Origin of the sequence: Paraburkholderia sp. A1RI-2L (genome assembly GCF_048957375.1) — a bacterium.
In the GTDB taxonomy this organism is placed as follows: Bacteria; Pseudomonadota; Gammaproteobacteria; order Burkholderiales; family Burkholderiaceae; genus Paraburkholderia.
Map to the genome: position 1 here is coordinate 534036 of NZ_JARBTA010000002.1, position 25566 is coordinate 559601.

Annotated in this window: 27 protein-coding genes and 3 pseudogenes; 17 read left to right on the forward strand and 13 right to left on the reverse strand. The window is 66.3% G+C overall.

What is annotated here, in order from left to right; genetic code table 11:
- Window position 1: 1 nt before the first annotated feature.
- The 4 genes and pseudogenes from PWP93_RS17270 to PWP93_RS17285 all read left to right on the forward strand — a co-directional run bounded on the left by PWP93_RS17270 (window position 2) and on the right by PWP93_RS17285 (window position 5577).
- Window positions 2–1216: a CaiB/BaiF CoA transferase family protein gene (locus PWP93_RS17270; RefSeq protein ID WP_421045266.1), complete on the forward strand. Its 1215-nt coding sequence runs from the start codon at window positions 2–4 to the stop codon at window positions 1214–1216.
- A gap of 43 nt (window positions 1217–1259) precedes the next feature.
- Window positions 1260–1583 carry a DUF485 domain-containing protein gene (locus tag PWP93_RS17275; protein ID WP_421045267.1) on the forward strand — a complete coding sequence of 108 codons (324 nt, stop codon included), beginning with the start codon at window positions 1260–1262 and terminating at the stop codon, window positions 1581–1583.
- Window positions 1504–3271: pseudogene (locus PWP93_RS17280) on the forward strand (cation acetate symporter). The gene PWP93_RS17275 and the pseudogene PWP93_RS17280 overlap by 80 nt, the downstream one beginning before the upstream one ends.
- Before the next feature lie 251 nt (window positions 3272–3522).
- Entirely contained in the window at window positions 3523–5577 is a 2055-nt protein-coding gene (locus tag PWP93_RS17285; RefSeq protein ID WP_421045268.1) for a VTT domain-containing protein, read from the forward strand.
- Between the two features lie 43 nt (window positions 5578–5620).
- On the opposite strand, the gene PWP93_RS17290 is transcribed toward PWP93_RS17285, so the two are convergent.
- On the reverse strand, window positions 5621–5890 hold the full coding sequence (locus tag PWP93_RS17290) for a hypothetical protein (RefSeq protein ID WP_421026054.1): 270 nt from the start codon (window positions 5888–5890) through the stop codon (window positions 5621–5623).
- A 204-nt stretch (window positions 5891–6094) separates the two neighbouring features.
- Between PWP93_RS17290 and PWP93_RS17295 the strand changes: the two genes are divergently transcribed.
- Together PWP93_RS17295 and PWP93_RS17300 are read left to right on the forward strand one after the other, a co-directional pair.
- Window positions 6095–7174 carry a Dyp-type peroxidase gene (locus PWP93_RS17295; RefSeq protein ID WP_421045269.1) on the forward strand — a complete coding sequence of 360 codons (1080 nt, stop codon included), beginning with the start codon at window positions 6095–6097 and terminating at the stop codon, window positions 7172–7174.
- A complete protein-coding gene (locus PWP93_RS17300; protein WP_421045270.1) occupies window positions 7167–7967 on the forward strand; it encodes a family 1 encapsulin nanocompartment shell protein in 801 nt (266 codons plus the stop codon). Before PWP93_RS17295 ends, PWP93_RS17300 begins: the two co-directional genes overlap by 8 nt.
- 105 nt (window positions 7968–8072) lie before the next feature.
- Here the strand turns inward: PWP93_RS17300 and PWP93_RS17305 are convergent.
- Window positions 8073–8750, reverse strand: a pseudogene (locus PWP93_RS17305) (TonB-dependent receptor domain-containing protein); the annotation flags it as partial.
- Between the two features lie 323 nt (window positions 8751–9073).
- Between PWP93_RS17305 and PWP93_RS17310 the strand changes: the two are divergent.
- On the forward strand, window positions 9074–9394 hold the full coding sequence (locus PWP93_RS17310) for a pyrimidine/purine nucleoside phosphorylase (protein ID WP_421026057.1): 321 nt from the start codon (window positions 9074–9076) through the stop codon (window positions 9392–9394).
- Window positions 9395–9534: 140 nt separating this feature from the next.
- Here PWP93_RS17310 and PWP93_RS17315 read toward each other — a convergent pair whose 3' ends face one another.
- From PWP93_RS17315 to PWP93_RS17330, 4 genes are all read right to left on the reverse strand, one after another.
- The gene (locus PWP93_RS17315; protein ID WP_421045271.1) at window positions 9535–10716 is read right to left on the reverse strand and encodes an enoyl-CoA hydratase/isomerase family protein; all 1182 of its coding nucleotides are present in this window, start codon (window positions 10714–10716) and stop codon (window positions 9535–9537) included.
- Window positions 10717–10719: 3 nt separating this feature from the next.
- On the reverse strand, window positions 10720–11505 hold the full coding sequence (locus PWP93_RS17320; RefSeq protein ID WP_421045272.1) for an enoyl-CoA hydratase: 786 nt from the start codon (window positions 11503–11505) through the stop codon (window positions 10720–10722).
- A 19-nt stretch (window positions 11506–11524) separates the two neighbouring features.
- Entirely contained in the window at window positions 11525–13240 is a 1716-nt protein-coding gene (locus PWP93_RS17325) for an AMP-binding protein (RefSeq protein WP_421045273.1), read from the reverse strand.
- Window positions 13241–13312: 72 nt separating this feature from the next.
- Window positions 13313–14446 carry an acyl-CoA dehydrogenase family protein gene (locus PWP93_RS17330; protein WP_421045274.1) on the reverse strand — a complete coding sequence of 378 codons (1134 nt, stop codon included), beginning with the start codon at window positions 14444–14446 and terminating at the stop codon, window positions 13313–13315.
- Window positions 14447–14663: 217 nt separating this feature from the next.
- On the opposite strand from PWP93_RS17330, the gene PWP93_RS17335 reads away from it, so the two are divergent.
- The 4 genes from PWP93_RS17335 (at window position 14664) to PWP93_RS17350 (ending at window position 18384) form a co-directional block, all read left to right on the forward strand.
- The gene (locus PWP93_RS17335; RefSeq protein WP_421045275.1) at window positions 14664–15692 is read left to right on the forward strand and encodes an AraC family transcriptional regulator; all 1029 of its coding nucleotides are present in this window, start codon (window positions 14664–14666) and stop codon (window positions 15690–15692) included.
- A 112-nt stretch (window positions 15693–15804) separates the two neighbouring features.
- Window positions 15805–16059, forward strand: a complete 255-nt coding sequence (locus PWP93_RS17340) for a DUF4148 domain-containing protein (protein ID WP_421045276.1) — start codon at window positions 15805–15807, stop codon at window positions 16057–16059.
- A gap of 314 nt (window positions 16060–16373) precedes the next feature.
- Window positions 16374–17675, forward strand: a complete 1302-nt coding sequence (locus PWP93_RS17345) for an NCS2 family permease (RefSeq protein ID WP_421026064.1) — start codon at window positions 16374–16376, stop codon at window positions 17673–17675.
- Window positions 17676–17850: 175 nt separating this feature from the next.
- Window positions 17851–18384, forward strand: a complete 534-nt coding sequence (locus tag PWP93_RS17350; protein ID WP_421026065.1) for a cytochrome b — start codon at window positions 17851–17853, stop codon at window positions 18382–18384.
- Window positions 18385–18478: 94 nt separating this feature from the next.
- Here PWP93_RS17350 and PWP93_RS17355 read toward each other — a convergent pair whose 3' ends face one another.
- Both PWP93_RS17355 and PWP93_RS17360 read right to left on the reverse strand, forming a co-directional pair.
- Complete coding sequence (locus PWP93_RS17355; RefSeq protein WP_421026066.1) at window positions 18479–18772, reverse strand: DUF1488 domain-containing protein; 294 nt, start codon at window positions 18770–18772, stop codon at window positions 18479–18481.
- A 300-nt stretch (window positions 18773–19072) separates the two neighbouring features.
- The gene (locus PWP93_RS17360; RefSeq protein ID WP_421045277.1) at window positions 19073–19291 is read right to left on the reverse strand and encodes a DUF2964 family protein; all 219 of its coding nucleotides are present in this window, start codon (window positions 19289–19291) and stop codon (window positions 19073–19075) included.
- A gap of 355 nt (window positions 19292–19646) precedes the next feature.
- On the opposite strand from PWP93_RS17360, the pseudogene PWP93_RS17365 reads away from it, so the two are divergent.
- The 4 genes and pseudogenes from PWP93_RS17365 to PWP93_RS17380 all read left to right on the forward strand — a co-directional run.
- Window positions 19647–20114: pseudogene (locus tag PWP93_RS17365) on the forward strand (GAF domain-containing protein); the annotation flags it as partial.
- Entirely contained in the window at window positions 20066–20302 is a 237-nt protein-coding gene (locus tag PWP93_RS17370; protein ID WP_421045278.1) for a helix-turn-helix domain-containing protein, read from the forward strand. The pseudogene PWP93_RS17365 and the gene PWP93_RS17370, both read left to right, overlap by 49 nt.
- A gap of 93 nt (window positions 20303–20395) precedes the next feature.
- A complete protein-coding gene (locus PWP93_RS17375) occupies window positions 20396–21526 on the forward strand; it encodes a VIT1/CCC1 transporter family protein (protein WP_421045279.1) in 1131 nt (376 codons plus the stop codon).
- Window positions 21523–21837 (forward strand): 2Fe-2S iron-sulfur cluster-binding protein, encoded by a 315-nt coding sequence (locus tag PWP93_RS17380; protein ID WP_421045280.1) that lies wholly within the window; start codon window positions 21523–21525, stop codon window positions 21835–21837. Before PWP93_RS17375 ends, PWP93_RS17380 begins: the two co-directional genes overlap by 4 nt.
- A gap of 136 nt (window positions 21838–21973) precedes the next feature.
- Here PWP93_RS17380 and PWP93_RS17385 read toward each other — a convergent pair whose 3' ends face one another.
- Complete coding sequence (locus PWP93_RS17385; RefSeq protein ID WP_421045281.1) at window positions 21974–22264, reverse strand: DUF4148 domain-containing protein; 291 nt, start codon at window positions 22262–22264, stop codon at window positions 21974–21976.
- Between the two features lie 355 nt (window positions 22265–22619).
- Here PWP93_RS17385 and PWP93_RS17390 point away from each other — a divergent pair, with 355 nt between their 5' ends.
- Window positions 22620–22883 carry a DUF4148 domain-containing protein gene (locus PWP93_RS17390; RefSeq protein WP_421046106.1) on the forward strand — a complete coding sequence of 88 codons (264 nt, stop codon included), beginning with the start codon at window positions 22620–22622 and terminating at the stop codon, window positions 22881–22883.
- Between the two features lie 140 nt (window positions 22884–23023).
- Here PWP93_RS17390 and PWP93_RS17395 read toward each other — a convergent pair whose 3' ends face one another.
- From PWP93_RS17395 to PWP93_RS17410, 4 genes are all read right to left on the reverse strand, one after another.
- The gene (locus tag PWP93_RS17395; RefSeq protein WP_421045282.1) at window positions 23024–23566 is read right to left on the reverse strand and encodes a hypothetical protein; all 543 of its coding nucleotides are present in this window, start codon (window positions 23564–23566) and stop codon (window positions 23024–23026) included.
- A gap of 140 nt (window positions 23567–23706) precedes the next feature.
- Window positions 23707–23901 (reverse strand): YqaE/Pmp3 family membrane protein, encoded by a 195-nt coding sequence (locus PWP93_RS17400; protein ID WP_035527789.1) that lies wholly within the window; start codon window positions 23899–23901, stop codon window positions 23707–23709.
- Between the two features lie 29 nt (window positions 23902–23930).
- Window positions 23931–24125: a DUF1653 domain-containing protein gene (locus PWP93_RS17405; protein WP_421045283.1), complete on the reverse strand. Its 195-nt coding sequence runs from the start codon at window positions 24123–24125 to the stop codon at window positions 23931–23933.
- A 43-nt stretch (window positions 24126–24168) separates the two neighbouring features.
- Window positions 24169–24837 carry a TetR/AcrR family transcriptional regulator gene (locus tag PWP93_RS17410; protein WP_421045284.1) on the reverse strand — a complete coding sequence of 223 codons (669 nt, stop codon included), beginning with the start codon at window positions 24835–24837 and terminating at the stop codon, window positions 24169–24171.
- 62 nt (window positions 24838–24899) lie between these two features.
- On the opposite strand from PWP93_RS17410, the gene PWP93_RS17415 reads away from it, so the two are divergent.
- Window positions 24900–25532 (forward strand): glutathione binding-like protein, encoded by a 633-nt coding sequence (locus PWP93_RS17415; RefSeq protein WP_421045285.1) that lies wholly within the window; start codon window positions 24900–24902, stop codon window positions 25530–25532.
- Window positions 25533–25566: the final 34 nt, after the last annotated feature.

A 25566-nucleotide genomic window follows, 5' to 3' on the forward strand; every position in this document is an offset into this window, starting at 1 on the left:
GATGCAGACCGACAACAGAAGCCTGCCGCTCGCAGGCGTACGCGTCCTCGATCTTTCGCGCGTGCTGGCCGGACCGTGGAGCGCGATGGTGCTCGGCGACCTGGGGGCCGAGGTCATCAAGGTCGAGCATCCCGACCGCGGCGACGACACGCGCGACTGGGGCGTGCGCGTCGGCAAGACCGAGACGGCCTACTTCAATAGCGTGAACCGCAACAAGCGTTCGATCACGCTCGATCTGCAAACGCCGGAGGGCCAGCAGATCGCGCGCGAGCTCGCGAAGACCAGCGACATCTTCATCCAGAATTTCAAGTCGGGCGGCGCGGCGAAGCTGGGCCTCGGCTATGAGGCGCTGAGCGCGGAGAACCCGCGCCTCATCTATTGCTCGATCACCGGCTACGACAGCACCGGGCCCGAGGCGAAGCGTCCCGGCTACGACCTCGTCGTGCAGGGCGAAGCGGGCCTGATGGCGCTGAATGGCGAAGCGCATCAGCCGCCGCTCAAGTTCGGCGTGGCCGCCGTCGATCTGTTCACGGGCATGTACTCGGCGCAGGCGATGCTCGCCGCACTGTACGAGCGCGAGCGCACCGGGCGCGGGCGCCACATCGAAATGGCGCTGTTCGACTGCGGCCTCATGATCACCGCTTACTACGGGCTCGAAGCGCTGCTGCTGGGCGAAGACCCGCCGCGCTACGGTAACGCGCATCCGTCCATCGTGCCTTATGGCGTGTTCGACGCCGCCGATGGTCCGCTCGTCATCACCGTGGGCAACAACGCGCAGTTCGAGCGCTTCTGCCGCGAGGTGATCGAGCGCGACGACCTCGCCGACGACGCGCGCTACAAGACCAACATCCTGCGCGGGCAGAACCGCGAGACGCTCGTGCCCGAACTCACGCGCGAGCTGGGCAGCCGCCCGCGCAAGCTGTTGCTCGAGCGTCTCGCGAACGCCGGCATTCCATGCGGCGAGGTGGCGGGCCTGCGCGAAGCGCTGCTCTCGCCACGCGCCATGCAGGGCGGGCTCGTCACGCAGCAGCCGCATCCGCACACGGCAAGCGGCACGACGCCGGTGCTCGCGCCGCCGTGGCTCTTCGACGGCGAACGCATGCCCGTGCGCCGCGCACCGCCGCAACTCGGCGAAGGCACGCGCGACGTGCTGGATGAGACGCTTGGATATTCAGCGGAAAGAATCGCCGAGCTGAAAAGCAAAGGCGTGATTTGATCGAGACACTCGACATAAAAACACAAGAGACACAGGAGACACCATGACGACCCCAGCAATCGACACGATCAAGGCACACCCAGAATACCGGCAGCTCGTTGCCGTGCGCCGGCGCTTCAGCTTCACGCTCACCGCGCTCATGATCGCCCTCTACTACGGCTTCATCCTGATCGTCGCGCTCGCGCCGCACCGGCTCGCGCAGCCGCTCTATGCGGGCGCCACCATCAGCGTCGGCATTGTCGTGGGCGTGGCTATCATCGCCGGCGCCATCACGCTCACCGGCCTCTATGTGCTGCGCGCCAACCGCCGCTTCGATCCCGCCATGCGCGCGCTCGTCGCGAAGTTCCAGGGCGAGGTGCAGGCATGAAGTCCCTTCGCCTTCTCTGCGCATTCGCACTCGCCACCGCCAGCAGCCTCGCTCTTGCCAATATGCCGGGCGGCGCGGCCGCGCCCATGCCCAAGCCGCAGCACAACCCCGTCGCCATCGGCATGTTTCTGCTGTTCGTGCTCGTGACGCTAGGCATCACCCAATGGGCCGCGCGCCGCACGCGCACCGCGCGCGACTTCTACACGGGCGGCGGCGGCATCAGCGGCTTGCAGAACGGTCTCGCGATTGCGGGCGACTACATGTCGGCGGCCTCGTTCCTCGGTCTCTCGGGCATGGTGTTCATGTTCGGCTTCGACGGCCTCATCTACTCGATCGGATTTCTGGTCGGCTGGCCGTTCGTGATGTTCCTGATCGCCGAGCCGCTGCGCAACCTCGGCAAGTTCACGTTCGCCGATGTCATTGCGTATCGCTTCGAGCAAGGCCCGATCCGCCTGATGACCTCGGCCAATGCGCTGATGGTCGTGATCTTTTACCTGGTTGTGCAGATGGTGGGCGCGGGCAAGCTGATCGAATTGCTGTTCGGCCTGCCGTACTGGATTGCCGAGATCGTCGTGGGCGCGCTGATGGTGATCTACGTGTTCTTCGGCGGCATGAAGGCCACCACGTGGGTGCAGCTCATCAAAGCGGGGCTGCTGCTGTGCGGCGCGACCTTCATGGCCGTGCTCGCGCTCGCGCACTTCGGCTTCAGCCCGAACGAGATGTTCCGCGAGGCCGTCAACGTGCACCCGGGCGCGCTCTCCATCATGGCACCGGGCAAGCTGATCCGCGACCCGCTCAACGCCCTCTCGCTCGGCATCGCGCTGATGTTCGGCACGGCCGGCTTTCCGCACATCCTGATGCGCTTCTTCACGGTGCCCAACGCCAAGGAAGCGCGCAAGTCGGTGTTCTACGCGACGGGGTTCATCGGCTACTTCTATCTGCTCACCTTCGTGATCGGCTTCTCGGCGATCGCGCTGCTCGCGCAGCATCCGGAGTTCTTCCGCGTCGACGCGGCAGGCCACTTCAATCTCACGACCGATCTGCTCGGCGGTTCGAACATGGTGGCCGTGAAGCTCGCCCAGGCGGTGGGCGGCAATCTCTTCTACGGCTTCATCGCGGCGGTCACGTTCGCGACAATCCTCGCCGTTGTCGCTGGCCTCACGCTCTCGGGCGCCACCACGGTCTCGCACGATCTCTACGCAAGCTGGCTTGCGCGCGGGCGCAAGAACGAGCAGCGCGAGATGCGCATCTCGCGCGTGGCGACGCTCGTGCTCAGCGCGGTGGCGATCGGCCTCGGCATCCTGTTCGAGCATGCCAACGTGGCATTTCTCGTGGGGCTCGTCGCAGCCGTGGCGGCCAGCGCCAATTTCCCGGTGCTCGTGATGTCGATCTTCTGGAGCGGCATGACCACGCGCGGCGCGGTGGCCGGCGGGGTGCTCGGGCTCGTTTCCTCGGTGCTGCTCACGGTGTTCTCGAAGTCGGTCTGGGTGGACGTGCTCCATCATGCGCATGCCCCCGTGTTTCTCGACAATCCGGCGCTGGTCTCCGTGCCGCTCGCGTTCGTCGGCATCTGGGCGGTATCCCGGCTCGACACCAGCGCACGCGCGCGCAAGGAGCGCGAGGCGTTCGCCGCGCAGGAGTTCTATGGGCAGACCGGGCTTCTGCCGATGGAGGCCGTGGAGCATTGAGGCACTGAGAAGCGACTGAGAAGCCGCGACGGAGCATCAGCGCCGCTTTGCATACCATCCATCGCGCCCCGCAGCGTCAAGCACGCTGCGGGGCGCAGTGCTTTTGGCGAGGCAACCGGCACCCGGCCGCCCCCGCTCCACGCGCGCATTTGCGCAGCCGGTTATATTGCGCATGGGGCGCCGCGTGCAGCCCCTGCCCCTTGCCCGTTGCCGATCAACCGCCGCCCCGCCAGCACCCAGTCGCCTTTCCAATGGAGCACGCCTACGTCCAGTTGCTGCACCTGCTTGCCGCCTATCCGGGCTGGACGCTCGCGTTCGTGGCCTTCGCGGCCTTCGCCGAATCGCTCGCGCTGGTCGGCACGTTTTTCCCGGGCAGCACGGCCATGTTCATCGCGGGCGCCTTCGCCGGCACCGGCGCGCTCAATCTGGGCTGGCTGTTCGCCTGGGCCATCGCGGGCGCCGTAGCCGGCGACGCGCTGAGCTTCTGGCTCGGCCGCCGCTATCGCGGCTCGATCGCCCAAGTCTGGCCGTTCAGCCGCTACCCCGTGATCCTCGAGAAAGCGCAGGTCTACTTCCAGAGCCACGGCACGCGCAGCGTGATTCTCGCGCGCTTTGTCGCGCCGATGCGCGCCGTGGTGCCGGTCGTCGCGGGCATGGCGGAGATGTCGCCGATGCGCTTCTTCGTGATGAACGTGATCTCGGCGCTCGTCTGGGCGCCCGCGCACATCTTGCCGGGCGTGGTGTTCGGCGCATCGCTGCAACTCGCGGGCGCCGTGTCGTTCCGGCTCGTGGTCGCGCTCGCGATCATCGTATTCGCGGGCTGGCTGGTGTGGAGCATCACGCGGATAACGCTCGGCCATCTGGACGCCTGGGCCAGCGCGTCGCGCCGTGCCGTGGCGCGCTGGGCGGCGGGCCACCGGGGCCAGGCCGGGCGCCGTCTTGCGCGGGTGCTCGATCCACGGGAGCCGGCGCTCGGCGCGTTAATCGCCGTCACGGCGCTGGTGCCACTGTGCGCGACGGTGTTCTCTTACGTGCTCAGCGATCTGCTGAACGGCGACCCGCTCGTGCAGATCGACCAGTCAGTGCGCCAGTTTCTCCAGTCGATCCACACCACCTGGGCCGACGATGTCCTCATTCACGTCGAGACGCTCGGCAGCAACTACACGCTCGCGGCGCTCGTGGCCACCATCACGCTCTGGCTCGCATTCGAGCGGCGCTGGCGCACCATCGGCTACTGGGCGCTCGCCGCGGGCGTCTCGCAGGCGCTCATCGTCGCGCTGCGCGTGGCGATCCACCACGACGTGGCCGGCGCCGCGCATGTGGGCGCCTATGTGTTCCCGAGCGACCGCGTGGCCTCGATGGTGATCGTCTACGGCTTCGCGATGTTCCTGCTCGTGCGGCGCGTGAACGTGGTGCAGGCGGCCATGGTCGCGATGTTCGGCAATGCGCTCGTAGTGGCGGTGACGTTCGCGGGGCTCTATTTCGACCGCTTCCTGTTCTCCGATGCCATCGGCGGCGCGACCTTCGCCTCGATCTGGGTGTGGATGGTCGTGCTGCTCTCGCTGTGGCGCTATCCGCAGCGGCCAGCGAATCGCAACTTCATGCCATCGGTCGTGTTCGCCGTGCTCGCGCTGGCTTTCGCACTGCAGCGCGGCGCGGCGGAGCGCGCGGAGGCGCACGCCTCGCGTACCGAAGCGCCGCCGCAAACCATCACGCAGCTCGTGTGGACCGATTCGCTCTGGAGGACCTTCGCATGCTACCGCATCGACATGAAAGGCGAGCGTCGGGAACCGATGACGATCCAGTGGGCCGCCAGCGCCGCCGACCTGCGCTTGGCGCTGCACGAAGCCGGCTGGAGCGAGGGCGCGCAATTCTCGCTGAGGAGCGTGCTCTCGCTGGTCGCGCCGAACGTGGACGCGCTTGCGCTGCCGCTGCTGCCGAAGCTGAACAACGGCATGCCCTCGCCGCTGGTGTTCGAGCGCGCGCATCTGCCCAATGACCCCGCACGTCCCGGCAGCCGCCGCGACGTGCTGCGCTTCTGGCCCACGGGCTATGCGCTGGCTCCGGCGCAAGCCGCGGACGGCGCCGCGCCCACGCCGATCTGGGTGGGCTCGCTCGTGCACGAGCGCTTGCGGCGCGCGTCCTGGCCGTTCAACATGCTGGTGACTTATGCCGGCAGCCACGACAGCGCCGGCCCTGAGCTGGCCGCACCCGGCCAGCCGACAAACTGGCGCGCGATCACCATGCCCGGCAGCGAGGGCTGCGAGGGCCGCTCCGTGATGCTGATCGTTTCAGGCGGGCATTGAACCCGTCCTGACTCCGCCGATGCTCGTGCGTTAGCCGCCCTGGCTAATGGCTTTCGCCCCAGCTTCCCGTCGCGTGAAAGCGGTCGATGCGCTCACGCGCATCGGCATACGCCGCATCGAGCGCGGCGTCGGCGCCGACATGGTTGCGCATCAGATCGTGGAAGCGGACGCTGCGCCCTTCCACATGCGCGTCCGCGCCATGGCGGCAGATGTAGCCGCTGTAGTGAAACAGCGGCTCGGGCGAGCGCGGCCCAAATGCCGGAATCGGCAGCACCCAGATCTCGAAACCTTCATGCTCGGTGTGATCCCACATGGTCTGTCTCTCGAACGCTGTGACGATGCCTATCGTCGCACGTCAGGGCACTCGCCTGCAAACCGCCCGTTTCCGCGAGTTTGGCTACACTATGCGGGCAGCCGGCGCGCCTGCGCCACGCCCGTGCCCGGAATCGCCGCAAGCCAACCAACCAACCACAAGCCGCCCCCGACGCAGAACCCAGTCCAGCGACCCGCCCACACCATGACGCAGCCCAATTCAACGCCCGATCCCCAGCCTGTCTCCACCACCGTCACCCGCAACGCGATCTTCATCGTCGCGACCGTCCACGAAGACGCCGCGAGCCGCGCTACCGTGCGCGCCTGGTGCGCCGACGTCGCCAACCTCGCGCGCGCAGTCGGCAAGCGCGTGCCGGGCGGCAATCTCTCGTGCGTGGTGGGCTTTTCGTCTGATGCATGGGATCGCCTGTTCGGCAACCCGCGCCCGGCCGAGCTCCATCCATTCCGCGAATTCGGCTCGGGCGAGCGCGTGGCCGCGGCCACGCCCGGCGACCTGCTGCTGCACATCCGCGCGGACCAGACCGACCTGTGCTTCGAGCTGGCCACGCAACTGATGAACCGCCTCGAAGGCGCGGTCACGACGGTGGACGAAGTACACGGCTTCCGCAATTTCGACATGCGCGCGATGATCGGCTTCGTCGACGGCACCGAGAACCCCACCGGCAACGAAGCCGGGCACTTCACGGTGATCGGCGCGGATGAAGACGCCGAGTTCGCGGGCGGCAGCTACGTGCTGGTGCAGAAGTACCTGCACGACATGAAAGGCTGGAATGCGCTGACCGTGGAGGCGCAGGAGCGCATCATCGGGCGCACCAAGCTCCAGGACATCGAGCTCGACGCAGACGTGAAGCCGAGTTGCTCGCATAGCTCGCTCACCACGCTCACCGACGCCAACGGCGACGAAGTCAAGATCGTGCGCGACAACATGCCGTTCGGCCGGCCGGGTTCGGGCGAATTCGGCACCTACTTCATCGGCTATGCGCGCTCGCCCTCGCCCATCGAGCAGATGCTGGAAAACATGTTCGTCGGCAAGCCGCCCGGCAATTACGACCGTCTGCTCGATTTCAGCCGCGCGGTCACGGGCAGCCTGTTCTTCGTGCCTTCGCAGCCGCTGCTCGAAGCGCTCGCCGAGCGCGAGCCGAGCCTGGCCGGCGCAGTGAGCACGAGCCTGGAAGACCAACCCTCATTCGAGCCCGCCGCCGCGGCCTGCGCGGAAGGCTCGCTCGCCATTGGATCTCTCAAAGGAGCACCCCGGCATGAATAATCTCCATCGCGAGCTGGCGCCCATTTCCTCGGCCGCATGGTCGCAAATCGAAGAAGAAGTCGCGCGCACCTTCAAGCGCTCGCTCGCGGGCCGCCGCGTCGTCGACGTGAACGGCCCCGGCGGCGTGGATCTCGCTGGCGTCGGCACCGGTCACCAGAGCGGCATCGAATCGCCGCTCGAAGGCATCCGCGCGCGCCAGCGCGAGGTGAAGGCTCTGGTCGAGCTGCGCGTGCCGTTCGAACTGTCGCGCGAAGCCATCGACGATGTCGAGCGCGGCGCGCAGGACTCTGACTGGCAGCCGGCCAAGGACGCGGCCACGCGTCTCGCGTTCGCCGAAGATCGCGCGATTTTCGACGGCTACAAGGCGGCGCAGATCACGGGCATCCGCGAAGGCACCTCGAACCCGATCTTGCAGATGCCGGCCGACGTGGCCGATTATCCGGTCGTGATCGCGAGAGCGCTCGAGCAGCTGCGCCTGCAAGGCGTGGACGGCCCGTACGCGGTGCTGCTCGGCTCCGACGCCTACACGGCCGTGAGCGAGGCGAGCGATTCGGGCTACCCGATTCTCGAGCACATCCGCCGCCTCGTGAAAGGCGAGATCATCTGGGCGCCGGCGCTCGAAGGCGGCAGCATCCTCACGACGCGCGGCGGCGACTTCGCGCTGCACCTGGGCCAGGACGTTTCGATCGGCTATGCGTCGCACGACGAGAACACCGTGCGCCTCTATCTGCAGGAGAGTTTCACGTTCATGATGCTCACGTCCGAGGCTTCGGTCACGGTTGCGGGAGAGTAAGCGAACATCGGGGCGCGCCTGCATGGCGCGCGTGCAAGAAAACGCAGGGGGCGCCCGTTGTACTTCAGGCGCCCCCTGCCTCGTTTACATCCCCGGCTCAAAGCCTCACTGATAAAAATTCAGCGTGACCATCGCCGAGCGGCCCGGCGCCCAGGTTGCGTAGATCGGATACGCGCTCTGGTAATAGTTCTTGTCGAAGAGATTGTTCAGGTTCAGCTGCAAGTCCACCGACTTCGTCACAGACGTTCGTGGAGCACATCCCACTTCGCGCCCAATTCGATATTGCGCGCGCTCGGGCGCGAGGTCCTGGTTGGTCGCCGTGATCTAACCGGTGCCGCCGCCGAGGCCCAAATTCGCGCCCGGCGGATTCGCCGACGTGCCGTACGACGCGTACAGGCTCACCGTGCGCACCGGCTTGAGCGAGGCCGAACTGGTAGCTGAAGAGATTCGAGGTGTTCGACAGATCGGGCACACCCGCCTGCTGCGCCGTGACGTCATAGCGGTCGAAGCGCAGGCCCGCGTTGAAGATCCAGCGCTCCGAAAGCCGCACGCTATCGAACAGGTAGGCCAAAGCGATGTTGGTCTGCGTGTTCGTGGTCGGCCCCGGGAAACTTTTGTCGCCGTCGAGCAGCACGCTGCCGGTCCACGGGTTGTTCGGGTTCCAGTACGCGAGCGGCACTTGCAGTTGCAGGCCACCGAGCACGGCCCGCCCGAGCGGATGTTGTTGCCCTTCAAATCGGTCACGAGATAGCCCTCGTAGCGGTCCTGCTCGTGGCTGAACTGGCCACGATCGGTGGGCACCGGCGTGCCGCCCGTGGATCGAAGGCGGAGACGTCTTGAGCCGGGCGTCACGGGCCGCCCGCGTCAAAGGAATCCTGTGTTGAGTCTTACTTGCGAATGCGTATGATTTTCATTTGCCAAATCGATTGTAATAAATCGTCAACGTGGTGGAAACACACGCGGCGCATTTCACGGGGGATTTCACGGGATTTCACTGAATGCGCGCGGCGAGTGCCGGTATGATATCGGTCCCGCTGCGTGCGCGCAGAACCGCGCCCGCCACGCGCCAACGCATCCATTTCACGAAGACTCAGAGGAAGACCGCCATGACGGCTGCAACACAATTCGACCAGGTTTCCGTGGTCCGCAAGGCCAACGTCTATTTCGACGGCAAGTGCGTCTCGCACACCGTGCTGTTCGCCGACGGCACGCGCAAGACGCTCGGCGTGATCCTGCCGGGCCAGCTGAACTTCGGCACCGACGCCCCCGAACTCATGGAAGTGCAAGGCGGCAAGTGCCGCATCCGTCTCGACGGCAGCGACGAGTGGAAGACCTACGGCGCAGGCGAGTCGTTCTCGGTGCCGGGCAAGAGCCGCTTCGACATCGACGTGATCGAGACGCTCGACTACTGCTGCAGCTATCTGTAAAGCGCACCGGCGCGCTTGCAGTTGCAAGCCCGTGCCCGCCCTGCTTCGCGCACGGCGGGCATTTTTATTTCTTCGTGCGGGTCTATGGGGGGCTTATGGGGCCGATGGAGACGCCGCGCAGATCCATCGCGCGGCGCGCATCAGGCACCCAGAGTGGCGAGCGGATGCGTCTCCTCGCGCCACGGCGAGGACAGGAAATGCTGCACTCGCTCGTCGCGCAGTTCGGCGAGCGTCGCGGGCGCCCAGCGCGGCTTGCGGTCCTTGTCGACGAGATGCGCGCGCACGCCTTCGCAGACGTCGCCCTCTTCGATTGCGCGCACAACGATCCCGAGCTCCATGCGAAAGCTCTCCGCCAGCGTCATCTGGCGGCCGCGCAGCAGCGCCTCGCGCGTGACTTCGAGCATGGTCGGCGAGTAATGCGTGAGCGCTTCGAGCGTGGCCGCAAGCCATGCCCGCACGTCCTCGGGCTGCTCGTGCTCGAGATCGGCGCGCAACGTATCGACGATCTGCTCGACGCGCGCACGGCGCACGAAGTGCCGCGCGATCAGCGGTGCGCGCGCAGCCAATGCGCTTGCCGGTGCGCTTGATTCACTTGATACCCCTGATGCACCCGGCGCATCGGACGGCATGTCGAACACCGCGCGCAGCGCCGCGAGCACGTCCCCATCCATGCTCGCTTGCGCGAGGCGCGCCTCGTAACCGTCGAGCCATTCGCCCGGCACGCAAATATCGGCGAGGTGGCAATGGAGCGCGTCGGCGCCCGTGAGCAGCACGCCGGTCAGCCCCACATACAGCTCGGTCTCCACTGGCATCTTCGCGAGAAAATGCGTGGCGCCCACGTCGGGCAACATGCCGATGCGTGTTTCCGGCATCGCGATCTTCGTGCGCGTGGTGGCCACGCGCAGTGCCGCCGCCTGGCCGAGGCCCATGCCGCCGCCCATCGTCACGCCGTCGAGCAGCGCGACGAGCGGCTTGTCGAACGTATGCAGCGCGAAATCGAGCCGATATTCGTCGACGAAGAACTGCTGCCAGCCATCGTCGCCGAGCCGCTTGCCCGCGCGCGCGAGACTATCGATCGCGCGCACGTCGCCGCCCGCGCAAAAGCCCTTCGGGCCCGCACCTTCGAGCACGAGCGCGACGATCGAGTTGTCATGGCGCACGCGTTCGAGCAGCACCGCAATCTCGCGCACCATCGCATGCGAGAGCGCGTTGAGCGCGGCGGGACGATTCAGCGTGATAATCGCGACGCGGTTGACCACGCGGAACAGCACGTCCGGTCCGTCCTCCGATGCTGTTTGAGCGGAAGCGGGTGTTGCATTCATTGCTTAATTCTCCGTGTCAATTTGCCATTGCGGCTTGCGCTTCTCGAGGAAGGCGTTAACACCTTCGCGCTGGTTGGGCGAATCGAACAGGTCGATGAAGCGCTCCCGCTCCACGGCGAGCGCCGCGCCACGCGGCACGCCGTTGCGCGCCTGGTGAATGAGCGACTTGCTGAACGACACGGCCTGCGGGCTCAGCGACGCCACGCGCGCGGCCATGGCGAGCGCGACGTCGCGCGCACCGCCCTGCGGCACCACTTCCTCCACGAGGCCGATGCGCAGCGCCGTGGCGGCATCCACGCGCTCGCCGGTCAGGACGATGCGCTTGGCCCAGCCCTCGCCCACGAGCCAGGGCAGCGTCTGCGTACCGCAACCGCACGGTAGCAGGCCCACGGCGGGTTCGGGCAGCGCGAGTTGCGCGTGCTCCTCGGCGATGCGGATATCGCAAGCGAGCGCGCATTCGAGCCCCCCGCCCATCGCGTAGCCGTTGATCGCGGCAATCACCACGGGCCGTGCGTTCTGCAGCGCCTCGAATGCGGCGCCGAATGCCGAGGCCGCCGTGCGCGCGACTTCGCGATCGCCCGTGGCGAACGCGTTCAGGTCCGCGCCCGCGCTGAAGAACTTCGTGCCGTTGCCGGTGATGACGATGGCGCGAACTTTCGCCTCGCGGTTGAACGCCTCGATCACCTCTTGAAGCTGGCACAGGCCATCGACGGTAAAGGCGTTCGCGGGCGCTCGCACCAGCGTGATGAGCGCCACCGTGTCGTCACACATGTACTCAAATTCGATCATTTCGGATTCCACTCTGTTTTCATCGCAACTCGGGGAAATCCTCTTCCCAGTATTCATCGGGCTGGCGCGCGGGTTCATCCGTGCGCTCCATTTCGCGGCGGCGCAGCTCGACGCGACGGATCTTGCCCGAGATCGTCTTCGGCAAGTCGCTGAACTGAAGCCGGCGAATGCGCTTGTACGGCGCGAGCTTTTCGCGCGAGAAGCGGAACACCTCGCGCGCGAGATCGGGTCCCGCCTCGTAGCCCTGGCGCACGATCACGAACGCCTTGGGCACCGAAAGCCGCAACGGGTCGGGGCTCGGCACCACGGCCGCCTCGGCAATCGCCTCGTGCTCGATCAGCACGCTCTCCAGTTCGAACGGGCTCAGGCGGTAATCGGATGACTTGAACACGTCGTCGGCGCGGCCCACGTAGACGAAGTAGCCGTCGTCGCGGCGCATCGCCACGTCGGACGTGTGGTAGTAGCCGTTGCGCATCGCCTGCTCGGTGGCCTTCGCGTTGTTCGCGTAGCCGGTCATCAGGCCGAGCGGGCGTTGAGCCGGATCGGCCCCGAGCGTCAAGGCAATTTCGCCTTCGCTCACGGGCTGATCGTCGGGATCGACGAGCTCGACACGGTAGCCCGGCAGCGGCCTGCCCATCGAGCCCGCCACCACGGGCTGGCCCGGCGAGTTGCCGATCTGGCAGGTGGTCTCGGTCTGGCCATAGCCGTCGCGGATCGTGATGCCCCACGCGTGGCGCACGCGCTCGATGATCTCGGGATTGAGCGGCTCGCCCGCACCCACGATCTCGCGCAGCTTCACTGCGTAGCTCGCGAGCGGTTCCTGCACGAGCATGCGCCACACCGTGGGGGGCGCGCACAGCGTGGTCACGCCGCATTGCACGAGCACACCGAGTACGTCTTTCGGCACGAAGCGCGCGTAGTTGTAGACGAACACGCAGGCCTGCGCATTCCACGGCGCGAAGAAGCAGCTCCACGCGTGCTTGGCCCAACCTGGCGAGCTGATGTTCCAGTGCAAGTCGCCGGGCATGAGGCCGATCCAGTACATCGTGGAGAGGTGCCCAACGGGATAGCTCTGATGCGTGTGCTCGACGAGTTTCGGCTTCGAGGTGGTGCCCGAGGTGAAATAGAGCAGCATCGGGTCGCGTGCGCGCGTCGGGCCATCGGGCTCGAACGCGGCGCTCGCTTCACAGGCGCGCGAGAGATCGATCCAGCCGTCTCGCGCCCCGCCCACCGCGATGCGCTTCACGCTCGCGTCGAGCGCATCGAATTTCGCGAGCTCGGCTGCATCGACCACCACGAAGCGCGCGCCGCCGGCCTCCACGCGCTCGCGCACGTCGTCGGCGGCAAGCTGCGTGGTGGCGGGCAGCACTACCGCGCCCAGCTTCATCGCCGCCAGCATCACGTCCCACAACTCGACACGGTTGGGCAACATCAAGAGGAGTCGATCGCCGCGGCCCACGCCGTTTTCGCGCAGGAAATTCGCCATGCGCGAGGAGCGCTCGGACATCTGCGCGAACGAATAGCGCGTGCCGCCTTTCGCGAGATCGTCGACGATCCAGAGCGCCGGGTTGTCGTTGCCGCGCGCCATCACGTCGAAGTAGTCGAGCGCCCAGTTGAAGGTGTCGAGCTGCGGCCACGCGAACACTTCATACGCACGCGCGTAGTCGGTGCGGTGACGCAGCAGCAGCTCGCGTGCATCGATGAAGGCCTGCGCGGAAGGGGTGAACCCGGTCATCGTCGTCTCCTGATTGAATCGCGGCGCATGTGCGCTTTTTTATCGGTGCATCAATTACTTCGCCATCCTTTCTTATAGCTGACGCGCGATCACCATGCGCTGCACCTCGCTCGTGCCTTCGTAGATCTGCGTGATGCGCGCGTCGCGGTAGTGGCGCTCCACCGGGTAATCGTTCAGAAAGCCATACCCGCCGTGAATCTGGATCGCGTGCGAGCACACTTCCTCGGCCATTTCCGACGCATAGAGCTTGGCCTGCGAGGCCTCGGAAAGACAGGGCTTGCCGAGCGTGCGCAGCTTCGCCGCATGATGCACGAGATGGCGCGCGGCGTTGATGCGCGTTTGCATGTCGGCGAGCATGTTCGCCACGCTCTGATGCCGGATCAGCGGCTCGCCGAATTGCACGCGCTCGTGCGCATAGGCGCGCGCCGCGTCGAAGGCTGCGCGCGCGATGCCGAGCGCCTGCGCCGCAATGCCGATGCGCCCGCCTTCGAGATTCGACAGCGCGATCTTGAGGCCCTCGCCGCGCTGGCCAAGCAGGTTCGCCTCGGGAACCGCGCAATCGACGAGCGAAATCGGGCAGGTGTCCGAGGCGCGAATGCCCATCTTTTTCTCGTGCGGCCCCACGTTGAAGCCCGGCGTATCGGTCGGCACGACGAAGGCCGAGATGCCGCGCTTGCCCGCATCGGGATCGGTCACCGCGAACACGATCGCCAGCTTCGCGCGCGAACCGTTCGTCACGAACTGCTTGTTGCCGTTGAGCACCCACTTGCCGTCGCGCAGCTCGGCGCGCGTGCGCAGATTGTTGGCCTCGGAGCCGGCCTGCGGCTCGGTCAGGCAGAACGCGCCGATCAACTCGCCGCTCGCGAGCTTCGTGAGCCAGCGGTCCTTCTGCTCCGCATTGCCGTACTGAAGGATCGGCCCGCAGCCCACCGAGTTGTGCACGCTCACGAGCGTCGCGCACGACGCACAGCCCGCGGCAATCTCCTCCATCGCGAGCGCGTAAGCCACGTAGTCGGTATAAGAGCCGCCCTGTTCCTGCGGCACGATCATGCCGAGAAAGCCCAGTTCGCCCAGTTGCTTGACGACCTCGTCGGGCAGCTTGCCGTCGCGGTCCCATTGCGCCGCGTTGGGCGCGAGGCGCTCGCTCGCGAAGTCGCGCGCGGCGTCGCGAATCATGCGCTGGTCGTCGGTATAGAACTCGTCCATCTCTGTCTCCTTCGCTGCGCGCTCGCGCCGCGAGACGCGCGTTGGGTGCATCCACTGTCGCGCCGTGCAGCCGCCGCCGCAAGGCCCACGAAAAGTTTAGGCATCCGCGCGCCCCCATTCGATGCCCGCCACGATCAAAGTCAATGAGCGAATTTGCCATAATGTCTCCGATAACCGCACCGGAGGCCAATCCTTGCAGCCAGGGCAAACCAGCAAAATGAGCGAAAAAGGCACGATCGCGATGAGCCTCGTGCGTGAGACGGTGGCGCGCGCGCGCGTGCGCGGGTTCGACGTAGCGCCCGTCGTCGAGGCGGCAGGCATCGCGGCGAGCGCGCTCGATGCGCCGCACGTGCGCGTGAGCGCCGCGCAGTACGGCGCGCTATGGTCCGGCATCGCGCGCACGCTCGACGACGAATTCCTCGGCCAGGACTCGCACGCCATGAAGAGCGGCAGCTTCATCGCCATGACGCACGCGGCGCTGGGCGCGCAGACGGGCCGCCAGGCGCTGCAGCGCAGCGTGCACTTCATGCGCCTCGTGCTCGACGACCTGACCGGCGAAGTCGATATCGACGCCACGCGCGTGCGCATCGCATTCCGCCAGCGCGCGGGCACGCCCGTGCCGGCGATGTTCGCCTACGCCACCTGGTTCATCCTCGTCTACGGCTTGCTGTGCTGGCTCGTGGGGCGGCGCATTCCGGTGCTTGCGGCGCGCTTTCGCTGCGCTGCGCCGCCCGACGCGCGCGAGTACCAACTGATGATCTGCGAGGACATGGCCTTCGGCCAGCCCGATTCGTGGTTCGACCTCGCACCCGCGTTCCTCGACCTGCCCGTGATTCAGAGCGCTGCCTCGGCGCGCGCTTTCCTGCGCAACGCGCCCGGCAATTTCGTCGTGAAGTACCGCAATCCGGCCTCGTTCGCGGCGCGTGTGCGGCGTGCGCTACGCGCCCTGCCGGCTCACGCGTGGCCCGACGCCGACACCCTCGCACAGCGCCTGAACGTCGCGCCCGCGACCTTGCGCCGGCGCCTGCACCAGGAAGGCCACAGTTGCCAGTCGATCAAGGACGAACTGCGCCGCGACCTCGCGCTCGAGGCATTGCGCGACCCCGCGCGCTCGGTCGCCGACGTCGCGGCCGCTGTGGGCTTCGCCGAGCCGAGCGCATTCCATCGCGCGTTCCGCAAGTGGACCGGGCGACGCCCTGCCGAATATCGGAAGCTGCACATACTGGCGGAGCCGAAGGCGCGCTGAACACGACGCTCGGATGGGCGCGCAGCGAGGGCGTCGATCTAATTGCAAACCTTTCTATTAGCGAGATAAGACCTATAATTTTAGGGTTATCCCTAATACGAAAGGCATGACCATGAACACTCTTTCGCGTGTGACGCTTGGCGTGCTGGCAACGGCTTGTTGCGTTGTGTCGGCAAGCGCGCTGAGCCAACCGTACAATTCGTCGGGCCCAATGACGCGCGCCCAGGTACGCGCAGACCTCGCTGATTGGCGCGCGGCGGGCTACGATCCGCTCGACTGGATTCACTACCCCGAAAACGCCCAGCGCGCCGCGGCAATCGTCGCGCAACGCCGCGCTTCGGGAATGATGCCGCAATCGCCGCAGTAAGCGCATCACGCTGAAGGCCTCCCTTTTGCGGGAGCACCGATCCGCCAGCAAGCGCGGACCGATGCTCCCGTTTTGCGCTTTTTTGCCGGCTGAACAAGCCCGCACGCGCCGCTTCCCACAGCCGACTCACTTGACGCACGGCAAACTGTTGCGGCCCTTCCACGCTCGTCCAAGCTTTTCTGCGCTCGCGGAACAATTGTTTACAATCGCGCCCATCAACGCGTTAGCCGGCCCCGCGGGCGACGTCCCATCGTCTCTCGCCCACGCCGAACGCCAAAACGAACAACCCGCACGACTCTCGAGGCCCAACCTCCATGGACGCCATCAAACGCTATTTCGGATTCGAAGAAGCAGGCACGAACCTGCGCACCGAAGTGCTAGCCGGCTTCACCACCTTCCTCACGATGGCGTACATCATTTTCGTGAACCCCGCGATTCTCGGCGATGCCGGCATGCCGAAAGACGCCGTGTTCGTCGCCACCTGCCTCGTCTCGGCGCTCGCCTCGATCATCATGGGGCTCTATGCGAACTACCCGATCGCGCTCGCGCCCGGCATGGGCCTGAACGCGTACTTCGCGTACGCCGTTGTCAAGGGCATGGGCTTCACGTGGGAGGCGGCGCTCGGCGCGGTGTTCATCTCCGGGTGCCTGTTCTTCGTGGTCACGCTGCTGCGCGTGCGCGAGGCCATCATCAACGGGATTCCGCATTCGATCCGCGTGTCGATCACGGCCGGCATCGGACTCTTTCTCGCGATCATCTCGCTCAAGACGTCCGGCGTGATCGTCGCGAGCCCGGCCACGCTCGTCGAGCTCGGCAACCTGCACGACCCGCACACCCTGCTCGCGATCGTCGGCTTTTTCGCCATCGTCACGCTCGACGTGCTCAAGGTGCGCGGCGCGATCCTGATCGGCATCGTGGGCGTGACGATCCTCTCGTTCTTCTTCGGCGGCAATCAGTTCCACGGCATCTTTTCGGCGCCGCCCTCGATCGCGCCCACCTTCGCGCATCTCGACATCAAGGCCGCGCTCTCGACCGGCATCCTGAACGTGGTGCTCGTGTTCTTCCTCGTGGAGCTGTTCGACGCAACCGGCACGCTGATGGGCGTGGCCAACCGCGCCGGCCTGCTCGTGCACGGCAAGATGCACCGTCTGAACCGCGCGCTGCTCGCGGACAGCACCGCGATTCTCGCGGGCTCGGTGCTCGGCACCTCGTCGACCACGGCCTATATCGAAAGCGCTTCGGGCGTGCAGGCGGGCGGGCGTACAGGCGTGACGGCGCTCACCGTGGCCGTGCTGTTTCTCGCGAGCCTGTTCGTCGCGCCGCTCGCGGGCGTGGTGCCCGCCTACGCCACGGCGCCGGCGCTGCTCTATGTGTCGTGCCTGATGCTGCGCGAGCTCGCCGAGCTGCCCTGGGACGACGCCACCGAAGTCGTGCCCGCCGCGCTCACGGCGCTCGCGATGCCGTTCACGTATTCGATCGCGAACGGCGTGGCCTTCGGCTTCATCTCGTATGCAGGCCTGAAACTGCTGACGGGCCGCATGCGCCAGGTGCGCCCGATCGTCTGGATCATCGCGGCGGTCTTCCTGTTCCGCTATTTCTACCTGGGCTCGGCGTAAGTCCTTCAGATCTCTGGTGTTCGCGCACGCCCCGGCGGCGTGCGCCCGTGATGCGGATCCGGCGGAGCCATATCAAGGATTCCGGCCACGCAGCCGCACGGTGCACGGCGGCATCCTTATCATACGGATACTCGACCATCCCGACGATAACGATCCATCCAAAAGGAGCCGCCCCGTGGCCACCTACCCCGCCTCCGCAGAACGCTACTCGAAGCCCGCAATCTTCTTTCACTGGGCTGTCTTCCTGCTCGTCGCGCTGGCCTATCTCGCCATCGAAGTGCGCGGCCCCAAAGGCTCGGACAGCCGGGTGTTCTGGAGCAATGTTCACTACTGGGCGGGCACGCTCGTGCTCGCGCTCGCCGTGCTGCGCCTGTTTTGGCGCATGTGGGAAGGCGCGCCGCAGGACATCGATTCGAACCGCCTGCTCACGTTCCTTTCGCGGCTCGTGCACGTGGCGCTTTATGTGTTCATCTTCGTGCAGCCTGTGCTCGGCATCCTGACGATCAATCTGGCCGGCAAGCCCGTCACGCTCGCCGGCATCGACCTGCAGATCATGCTGGTGAGCGCGGACCCGGTCGCGCGCAAGGCCGTCAAGGCCGCGCACGAATTCATCGGCAACGCGTTCTACTGGATCATCGGCATTCACGCGCTCGCGGCCATCGCGCACCACGTGATGTTCCGCGACAACACGCTGCGTCGCATGATCTGACGCGCACGCGCGAGCCCGCGCAGAAAATAAACGCAAACGCCCCGCGGCCTCTGTCAGGTCGCGGGGGAATCTCGAAACACCAGCAACAGAAAATTCAGGACGCCGCGCCGTGCGCCTGCACGAAGCGCACGTAGCCGCTGCGCAGCGTAAGGCATTGTGCGCGCGTTTCGGAAAGCAGGCGGCGCGCGACCGCCTCGATGCGCTCGCGATGGTGATCGAAAGCGTCAAGCATGTCTTCCGCGCGCGGGGACGCCGCGCCGAAGTGGTCCTCCAGCGCCGCCGCCGTGATCGTACATTCCACCCGCTCTCCATCGATCATTGCCGGAAACGCCAAGGTCAAATCGGGTCCCGAGTACTCGGGCGCCTCATTCGGAAACTGGATCTGCATGGGAATGGCCTTAGGTTGAGGGTCAGCGGGCCGCGCTTGTACGATGCACCTCCTCGGCATACGCGCGGATCAAATGCCGACCGCCGCAAGTGTCGCTACGTTCGACACGATTGCGGCGGCCGTCTGGATTCACTTTAGGATACTTCGCGCGACCCGCAAGGGCGACTTTGTCGCACGCGCGAAAAGATTCGCGCGGCCGGGTTTTTCCGGCGTTTCTTCAGCGTTTTGCGAACCGGCCGTTGCGCGCGCAAGCACGTTCCCCGCCGCACGCGGCATGGCGCACTGCAACATCACACGCGCTCACGACTCGCGATGCCGTCGATGCTCGATCTCGATGTCCTTCGGGTGCACGGTGAGCATCGCCACGAATGCGACGATGCCGCATGACACGATCGTCATGCCGTACAGCACGACCCGAGGCTCGTCGAAGAGCAAGCCGTGAATCGCGACCGCGAGACCCGCGAGCGCGACGAAGACGGCGAGCGCCGCCACCAGGATCCTCAATTCGCCTTGGACCATGACAGCCCCTCCGCAAGGCGCCGCGGCCGCGCCAAAGACCCCGTCATACCCGCTGCGCCGCCGCCGGGACGCGCATGCGCACGCCCTTGTCTTCATCCTGGCACTCGTGTGCGCAAAGGCAAGCCGCACGTGATGCCGAGGTTGCGACGCCCGCTCCGCACCTGGCCGCGGGCGGCCGAATTGGCCCGCAATCGCCTGGGCGCACGCCCGCCTTCCAGTGCCATGACCCGACCGATGCGGAAGCGCATCGCGATGCTGCGGCGCAATGCCCGGTGCAGCGTCAAATCAAATTTGGAGACACGCGTGACCCGACACCCCTCCGTCACCGTCCAGCCTCCAAGAGGCCCGCGCGGACATGATCGCGCAAGCGCACGCGCGCTCGCGCGCCATCGGTCTGCGCGTCGCCGAAACGCCGGATTTCCGGCCGCTCGGCCGTACCGATCTGCGCGAGCTGATCGACGCGAAGCGCACGCTCTACGCCCAGGCGCGGCCCGTGATGGATGCGCTGCACGCGCAGATCGTCGATACCGAAAGCATGGTGCTGCTCACCGACCGCAACGGCGTGATCCTGCACAGCCTCGGCGACACTGGCTTTGTCGAAAAGGCGCGGCGCGTGGCGTTGAGCCCGGGCGTCTCGTGGGCCGAGCGCGACCGCGGCACCAATGCGATCGGCACGGTGCTCGTCGACGGCCAGCCCACCACGATTCACGCGGGCGAGCACTTCCTGCACTCGAATCACATCCTCACTTGCTCGTGCCCGCCCATCGCCGATCCGTGGGGCCGCACGCTGGGCGCGCTCGACGTGAGCGGGGAATCGCACGGCGCGCCTGCGCCTTTCGCCGCCTGCGCTCCAAAGGAAAGCGTCGATGCCTCGCGGCCCGCGCGCCTCGCGGACTGGCAGGCGCACTGATCGACGATGCGCTCTCGCGCCACCACGGCAACGTCTCGGCGGCAGCGCGCGACTTGGGGCTCGCGCGCAATACGGCTTATCGGCATCCGCGGCGGCGCTGAGGGACGCGCGCGGTCCGCCGGAAGCACGCAAGTGCCACGCGCGGCGAAACGAGCCAGGTTAAGCTTCGCTGGAACGCATTTCCCACGCGCATCATGGCCTCCCCCCAGGAACTCCACCGCTACCGGCGCAATCTCGCCGACGAACTCGACAGCGCCGCTGTCTACGACACGCTCAGCGCCGTCGAAAAAGACGCCGGCCGCCGCCAGATCTTTGCCGAGCTCGCGGCGTCGGAACGCGAGCATGCCCAGGTCTGGCACGACAAGCTCGCCGCCAACGGGGTACGCGTGCGCTCGCACCGGCGCAGCGCGAAGACACATCTCTTGCAAACGCTTACACGCATCTTCGGCCCCTCGCTCGTGCTGCCCACCGTGGCAGCCGCCGAATACGCCGACCGCGACCGCTACGCGCGCGAGCCCGGCGCGGAAACGCTCTCGGCACAGGAACATCAGCACGCCGCGATCGTCCAGTCGATCGTCGCGAGCAAGCGCACGCACGGCCAGTCGAAGGGCGCACAGATCGCGGGCGCCGAGTCGTGGCACAAAGGCGCGACCTCGGGCAACGACCTGCGCGCCGCCGTGCTCGGCGCGAACGACGGACTCGTTTCGAACTTCTGCCTGATCATGGGCGTGGCCGGCGCGGGCAGCGCCAACCGGGCGATCCTGCTGACGGGCCTCGCCGGGCTGGTCGCGGGCGCGTGCTCGATGGCGCTCGGCGAATGGCTTTCGGTGACCAACGCGCGCGAACTCGCGCGCACCCAGCTCGCCAAGGAAGCCGACGAGCTCGAGCACTCCCCCGACGCCGAGCGCCATGAACTCGCGCTCATCTATCAGGCCAAGGGCGTCGACGCCGACGAAGCCCGCCGCGTAGCCGCGCAGATCATGCGCGACAAGGACGAGGCACTCGACACGCTCGCGCGCGAGGAACTGGGCATCGATCCGAAAGAGCTGGGCGGCAATCCGTGGACGGCCGCAGCCGTGTCGTTCTGCCTGTTCGCGCTGGGCGCGGCGTTTCCGACAGCAGCGTTCCTCTGGGCGCACGGCACGGCAGCCATCGTCCAGTGCGTCGCGCTGAGCACGCTCGGCCTCGCTGCCGTCGGCGTGTTCACGTCGCTGTTCAATGGACGCAGCGCGGCATTCTCGGCGTTCCGGCAAATCGCCATCGGCCTCGCCGCTGCCGCGTTCACGGCGGGCGCGGGCCACTTGCTGGGGGTATCGGTCTCATGAGCGCCCACGACTTGCCCGCAACGCCAGCGGTGCCGCTCGTGCGTGTGGAGCCGCTGGGCTGCACGTTCGAGGCGCCGCCCGAACTGACGCTGCTCGAGGCCGCCGCCTTCGCCGGCATCCGCCTGCCGCGCCTGTGCCGCAATGGCACGTGCCGCACCTGCCTGTGCCGCGTCGCGAGCGGCGAGGCGAGCTTCACGATCGAATGGCCGGGGCTGTCACGCGAAGAAAAAGCCGAGGGCTACGTGCTGACCTGCGTAGCCGTGGCGCGCACGGATCTCGTGCTCGACGTGCCCGACGCCGAACTTTTGTAGTTTTTGCAGGCCGCGCCCGCCCAAAAAGCAAAACCGGCCCGCGACGTTACATCGCGGGCCGGTTGCCTTATGCGGAAGCCGGCGGACGGCACCCCGGCGGCGGGTGCCCCGGTGGATAGCGCCCTGGCGGACGGCGTTACTGGCCGCCGAAATACACCGATTGCGAACCCTTGCGAGCCGCCTCGGAAACGTAGCGCGCGCCGGCCATCGACGTGGAGTTGCTCACGCCGCCGTACGCGCTGTCGCCCTTGGCAACGGGCGTGGCTGCGGCTGCCGTAACCACATTCTGATTGCGCTGGGTCTGCTGGAACTCGACGAGTTGGGCGCGCACCTGATCGCGCGTGAGACCCTGGCTGGACTGGGCGAAAGCGGCCAGCGGCGCAGCGCAGGCAGTGGCGATGACAACGGCTTGAATGAGCGACTTCATGACGATTACCTCCGAAATTGTATGAATCGCCTGGGTGCGGGATCGTGTCGTGCAGCGCAGGCGTTGACTGGATTCTAGGCAAGCTCCAGTGCGGGATATAGCGTGATTACGGCGAATTCCAGTTGCAAATTCCGCAATAATCCGGACGCAAGGCGGCTTGAATACGCCTCCAAAGACAGTTTCTGACCGGCTTCGCGATCGAAATAATCAGACGAAGCGTGGCGCGGATTATTTCATCTGGAAGAACACTGAATTCGCTTTATTAGTATTTACCCTTAGTCCAAGAAGCCCTACAGTGCTGCCATGGGTCACGCCATCGTGCGAGCCACTAAAAAAGAACTTGGAGGTCATTGTTATGAATTCGTTTATCAAGGCTGCAGTGTTTGCCGCCATCGCCGCTGTTCCGGCACTTTCGTTCGCTCAAGCGCAGCAACAGCAACCCGTCACGCGTGCAGAAGTCCGCGCCGAACTCGCCCAGCTGCGCGCAGCAGGCTACGATCCGAGCGACTGGATGCACTATCCGCAAAACATTCAGGCAGCAGAAGCGCGCATTGCCGCCGAGAAGTCCAATACGGCTTACGGTCCGTCGACGACCGGCACTTCGCAATCGGGTCAGTAATTCCCACACGGTTGCCCTGCGTTTTCCCCCGCCAGGCAGCGCCGAAATGAATCAGGCCCGCCGCTCGTGAGAGCGGCGGGCCTGATCGTTTTCACCATTGCCGTATCGGCGTGATGCTCCTGCCAGATCAGCCGTGACGGTCAGTGACGGCTTTCGTGGATTTCTCCATCGCCGTTACCGTTGCCAGTGCGGCCACTGCTCCACGACCCGCCGCGGCCTCCGCCACCGCCACGCGAGCTATTCGCGTCGCCGCCGCGGCCACCGCCGCCTCGCCAGCCGCCCGAGTCGCCACCGCGACCGCTGCCGGACCAGCCGTTCGAATCGCCACCTCGGCCACCGCCGTGCCAGCCATTCGAATCGCCGCCACGGTTGCCGCCGCCGCGCCAGCCGTTCGAATCGCCACCGCGATCGCCGCCATGCCAGCTGCGCGAATCGCCGCTGGGCCGGCCCCACCATCCGCCACGACCGCTGTCGTTCCAGCCACGACGATCGTAATCGCGATCGCGATAACTATCCCCGCCGCCCCAGATGCCGACATTCATGCCGCCGTAAACCGGCTGGCCATAGCCCGGCGCGTAGCCGTAATTGTCATAACCGGGTTGACCGTAACCGTAGTCGTAACCCGGCGCCACACACCCTGCGAGCAGGGCGACAGCGCCAGCCATCAGCGCATACTTGAACATGACGAAGCTCCTCCTTTCCGTCTGTAAGAAAGTTGCGCTCGTCTTAGGTTCTCGCCGAATTGTGAGCATGAGTTAAGAATGTAACCGCACGGCCGGCCGCATTCCCCTAATCCACCATCCATCCACTTCATGATTTGTATTTAATTGCGGCGACCCAGCGCAGCGTCGATCTTCTGATCGGTCTTGAATTGGCTGAGCGAGTACACGGCCCAGATGGCGGCGGGAATCCAGCCGATCAACGTGCATTGCAGGATCAGGCAGATGATGCCGGCGATCGGCCGGCCAATCGTGAAGAACAGCAACCAGGGCAAAACGAGTGCAATCAATAGACGCATTGCGAGACGAGCCTCGTAAGTAAAAAGCGTTAGTTGACAGGGGCGAATCGCGGCACGAGCGCGCCTTCGAATTCGACCTGTTCGAAGAAAACGGAGGCGGGCCGTGTCCAGATCGTGCCGTTCGCCGCCTGGTACACGATCATCGTGACCGAAGGATCGGATTCGAGCGTCGCCTCGCAAACCAGTTCGTAGATGCCACCCTTGTAGTGCCGATAACGCACCATTTTCTTTTCCTCGTCGATCGCGCCGATCGCGCAAACGCGTAGTTTAACAACGGATCGGACGGCTCCCCGAGGGCGCGCTGGCTTGCGCCGGCGTGCCGCAGATCAGCGCCACGCCGGCCACCGCCGTCGCGCGCAACGCTGCATGCGGCTCGCCGGCACGCGCGCGCAACGCGGTGCTGTGCAACAGCGCCGACGCCACACGCGCGAGCGCCGCCGGGTCGGCATCCGCCGGCAGCTCGCCTTGCTGCACGGCGTAACGCAAACGCCGCTCGAAAGCGAAGTCGAACGCGCGCAACCCCGCCGCGAGGCGCTCGCGCACCGCCTCGTCGGCCACCGCTTCGACCGCCGCCGTGCCGATCAGTAAACACCCGCGCTGCGCCGCGCGCGGCGGCAAATACCACGTGAGCGCGCCATCGAAGACGCGCAGCAGCGCCTCGGCCAGCGGCAGCGTGTCGTCGAGCGCCGCTTCCATCGCCGCGCGGCCCGCTTCGATGTAGCGCTCGACGGTCAGCAGGTAGAGTGCATGCTTGTCGCCGAACGCAGCGTAAAGGCTGGGCCGGTTCATGCCGGTCGCTGCGCTCAGGTCGTCCAGCGAGGTGCCCGCGTAGCCGCTATGCCAGAAAGTGTCGCGCGCATGCGCGAGCGCCTCCTCGGGATCGTAGGCACGAGGCCGCCCGCGCGGGCGGCTATCCTTTTTTGTACTGGATTGCATAGAAATATTGGAACGGGTATTTTTGTTCACTATAGTACAAAAATCTACCACGGAGGATGACGATGGAACTGTACTTTTCCCCGCTCGCGTGCTCGCTCGCCACGCGCATCGCGCTCTATGAAGCGAACGCAACCGCCCGCTTCATCCAAGTCGATACGCAGTCCAAACGCATGGCGGAGGGCGGCGACTTTTACGCCGTCACCGCGCTCGGCCAGGTGCCGGTGCTGCGCGAGGACGACGGCTGGACGCTGACCGAGAACACCGCCGTGCTGCCGTGGGTCGCCGACCGCTTTCCGCAGGCTCAGCTCGCGCCGCCCGCCGGCACGCGCGAGCGTGCGCGCATGCAGGAATGGCTCGGCTTTATCGGTACGGAGCTGCACAAGGCCGTGTTCGTGCCGCTGCTGGGGCAAGGTGTGGAAGAGCCGGTGAAGCGCTATGCGCGCGACAAGGTGGAGCGGCGCTTCGCGCGGCTCGAAGCGCATCTGGCGGGGCGCGCGTATTTGCTCGATGCGTTCAGCGTCGCCGACGCCTATCTCGTTACCGTGCTCAACTGGGCGCCGTATGCCGGCATCGATCTCGCGCACTGGCCCGCCGTTGCCGATTACGCGCGGCGCATGCGCGAGCGCCCGGCGGTCGCGCGCGCCATGGCCGAAGAACTCGAATTTTTCCGGCGCGAACGCGAAAAGCAGAAGTAGCCGGCAAGCAGGGGCAAGGCGTTCGCCGGTGCGC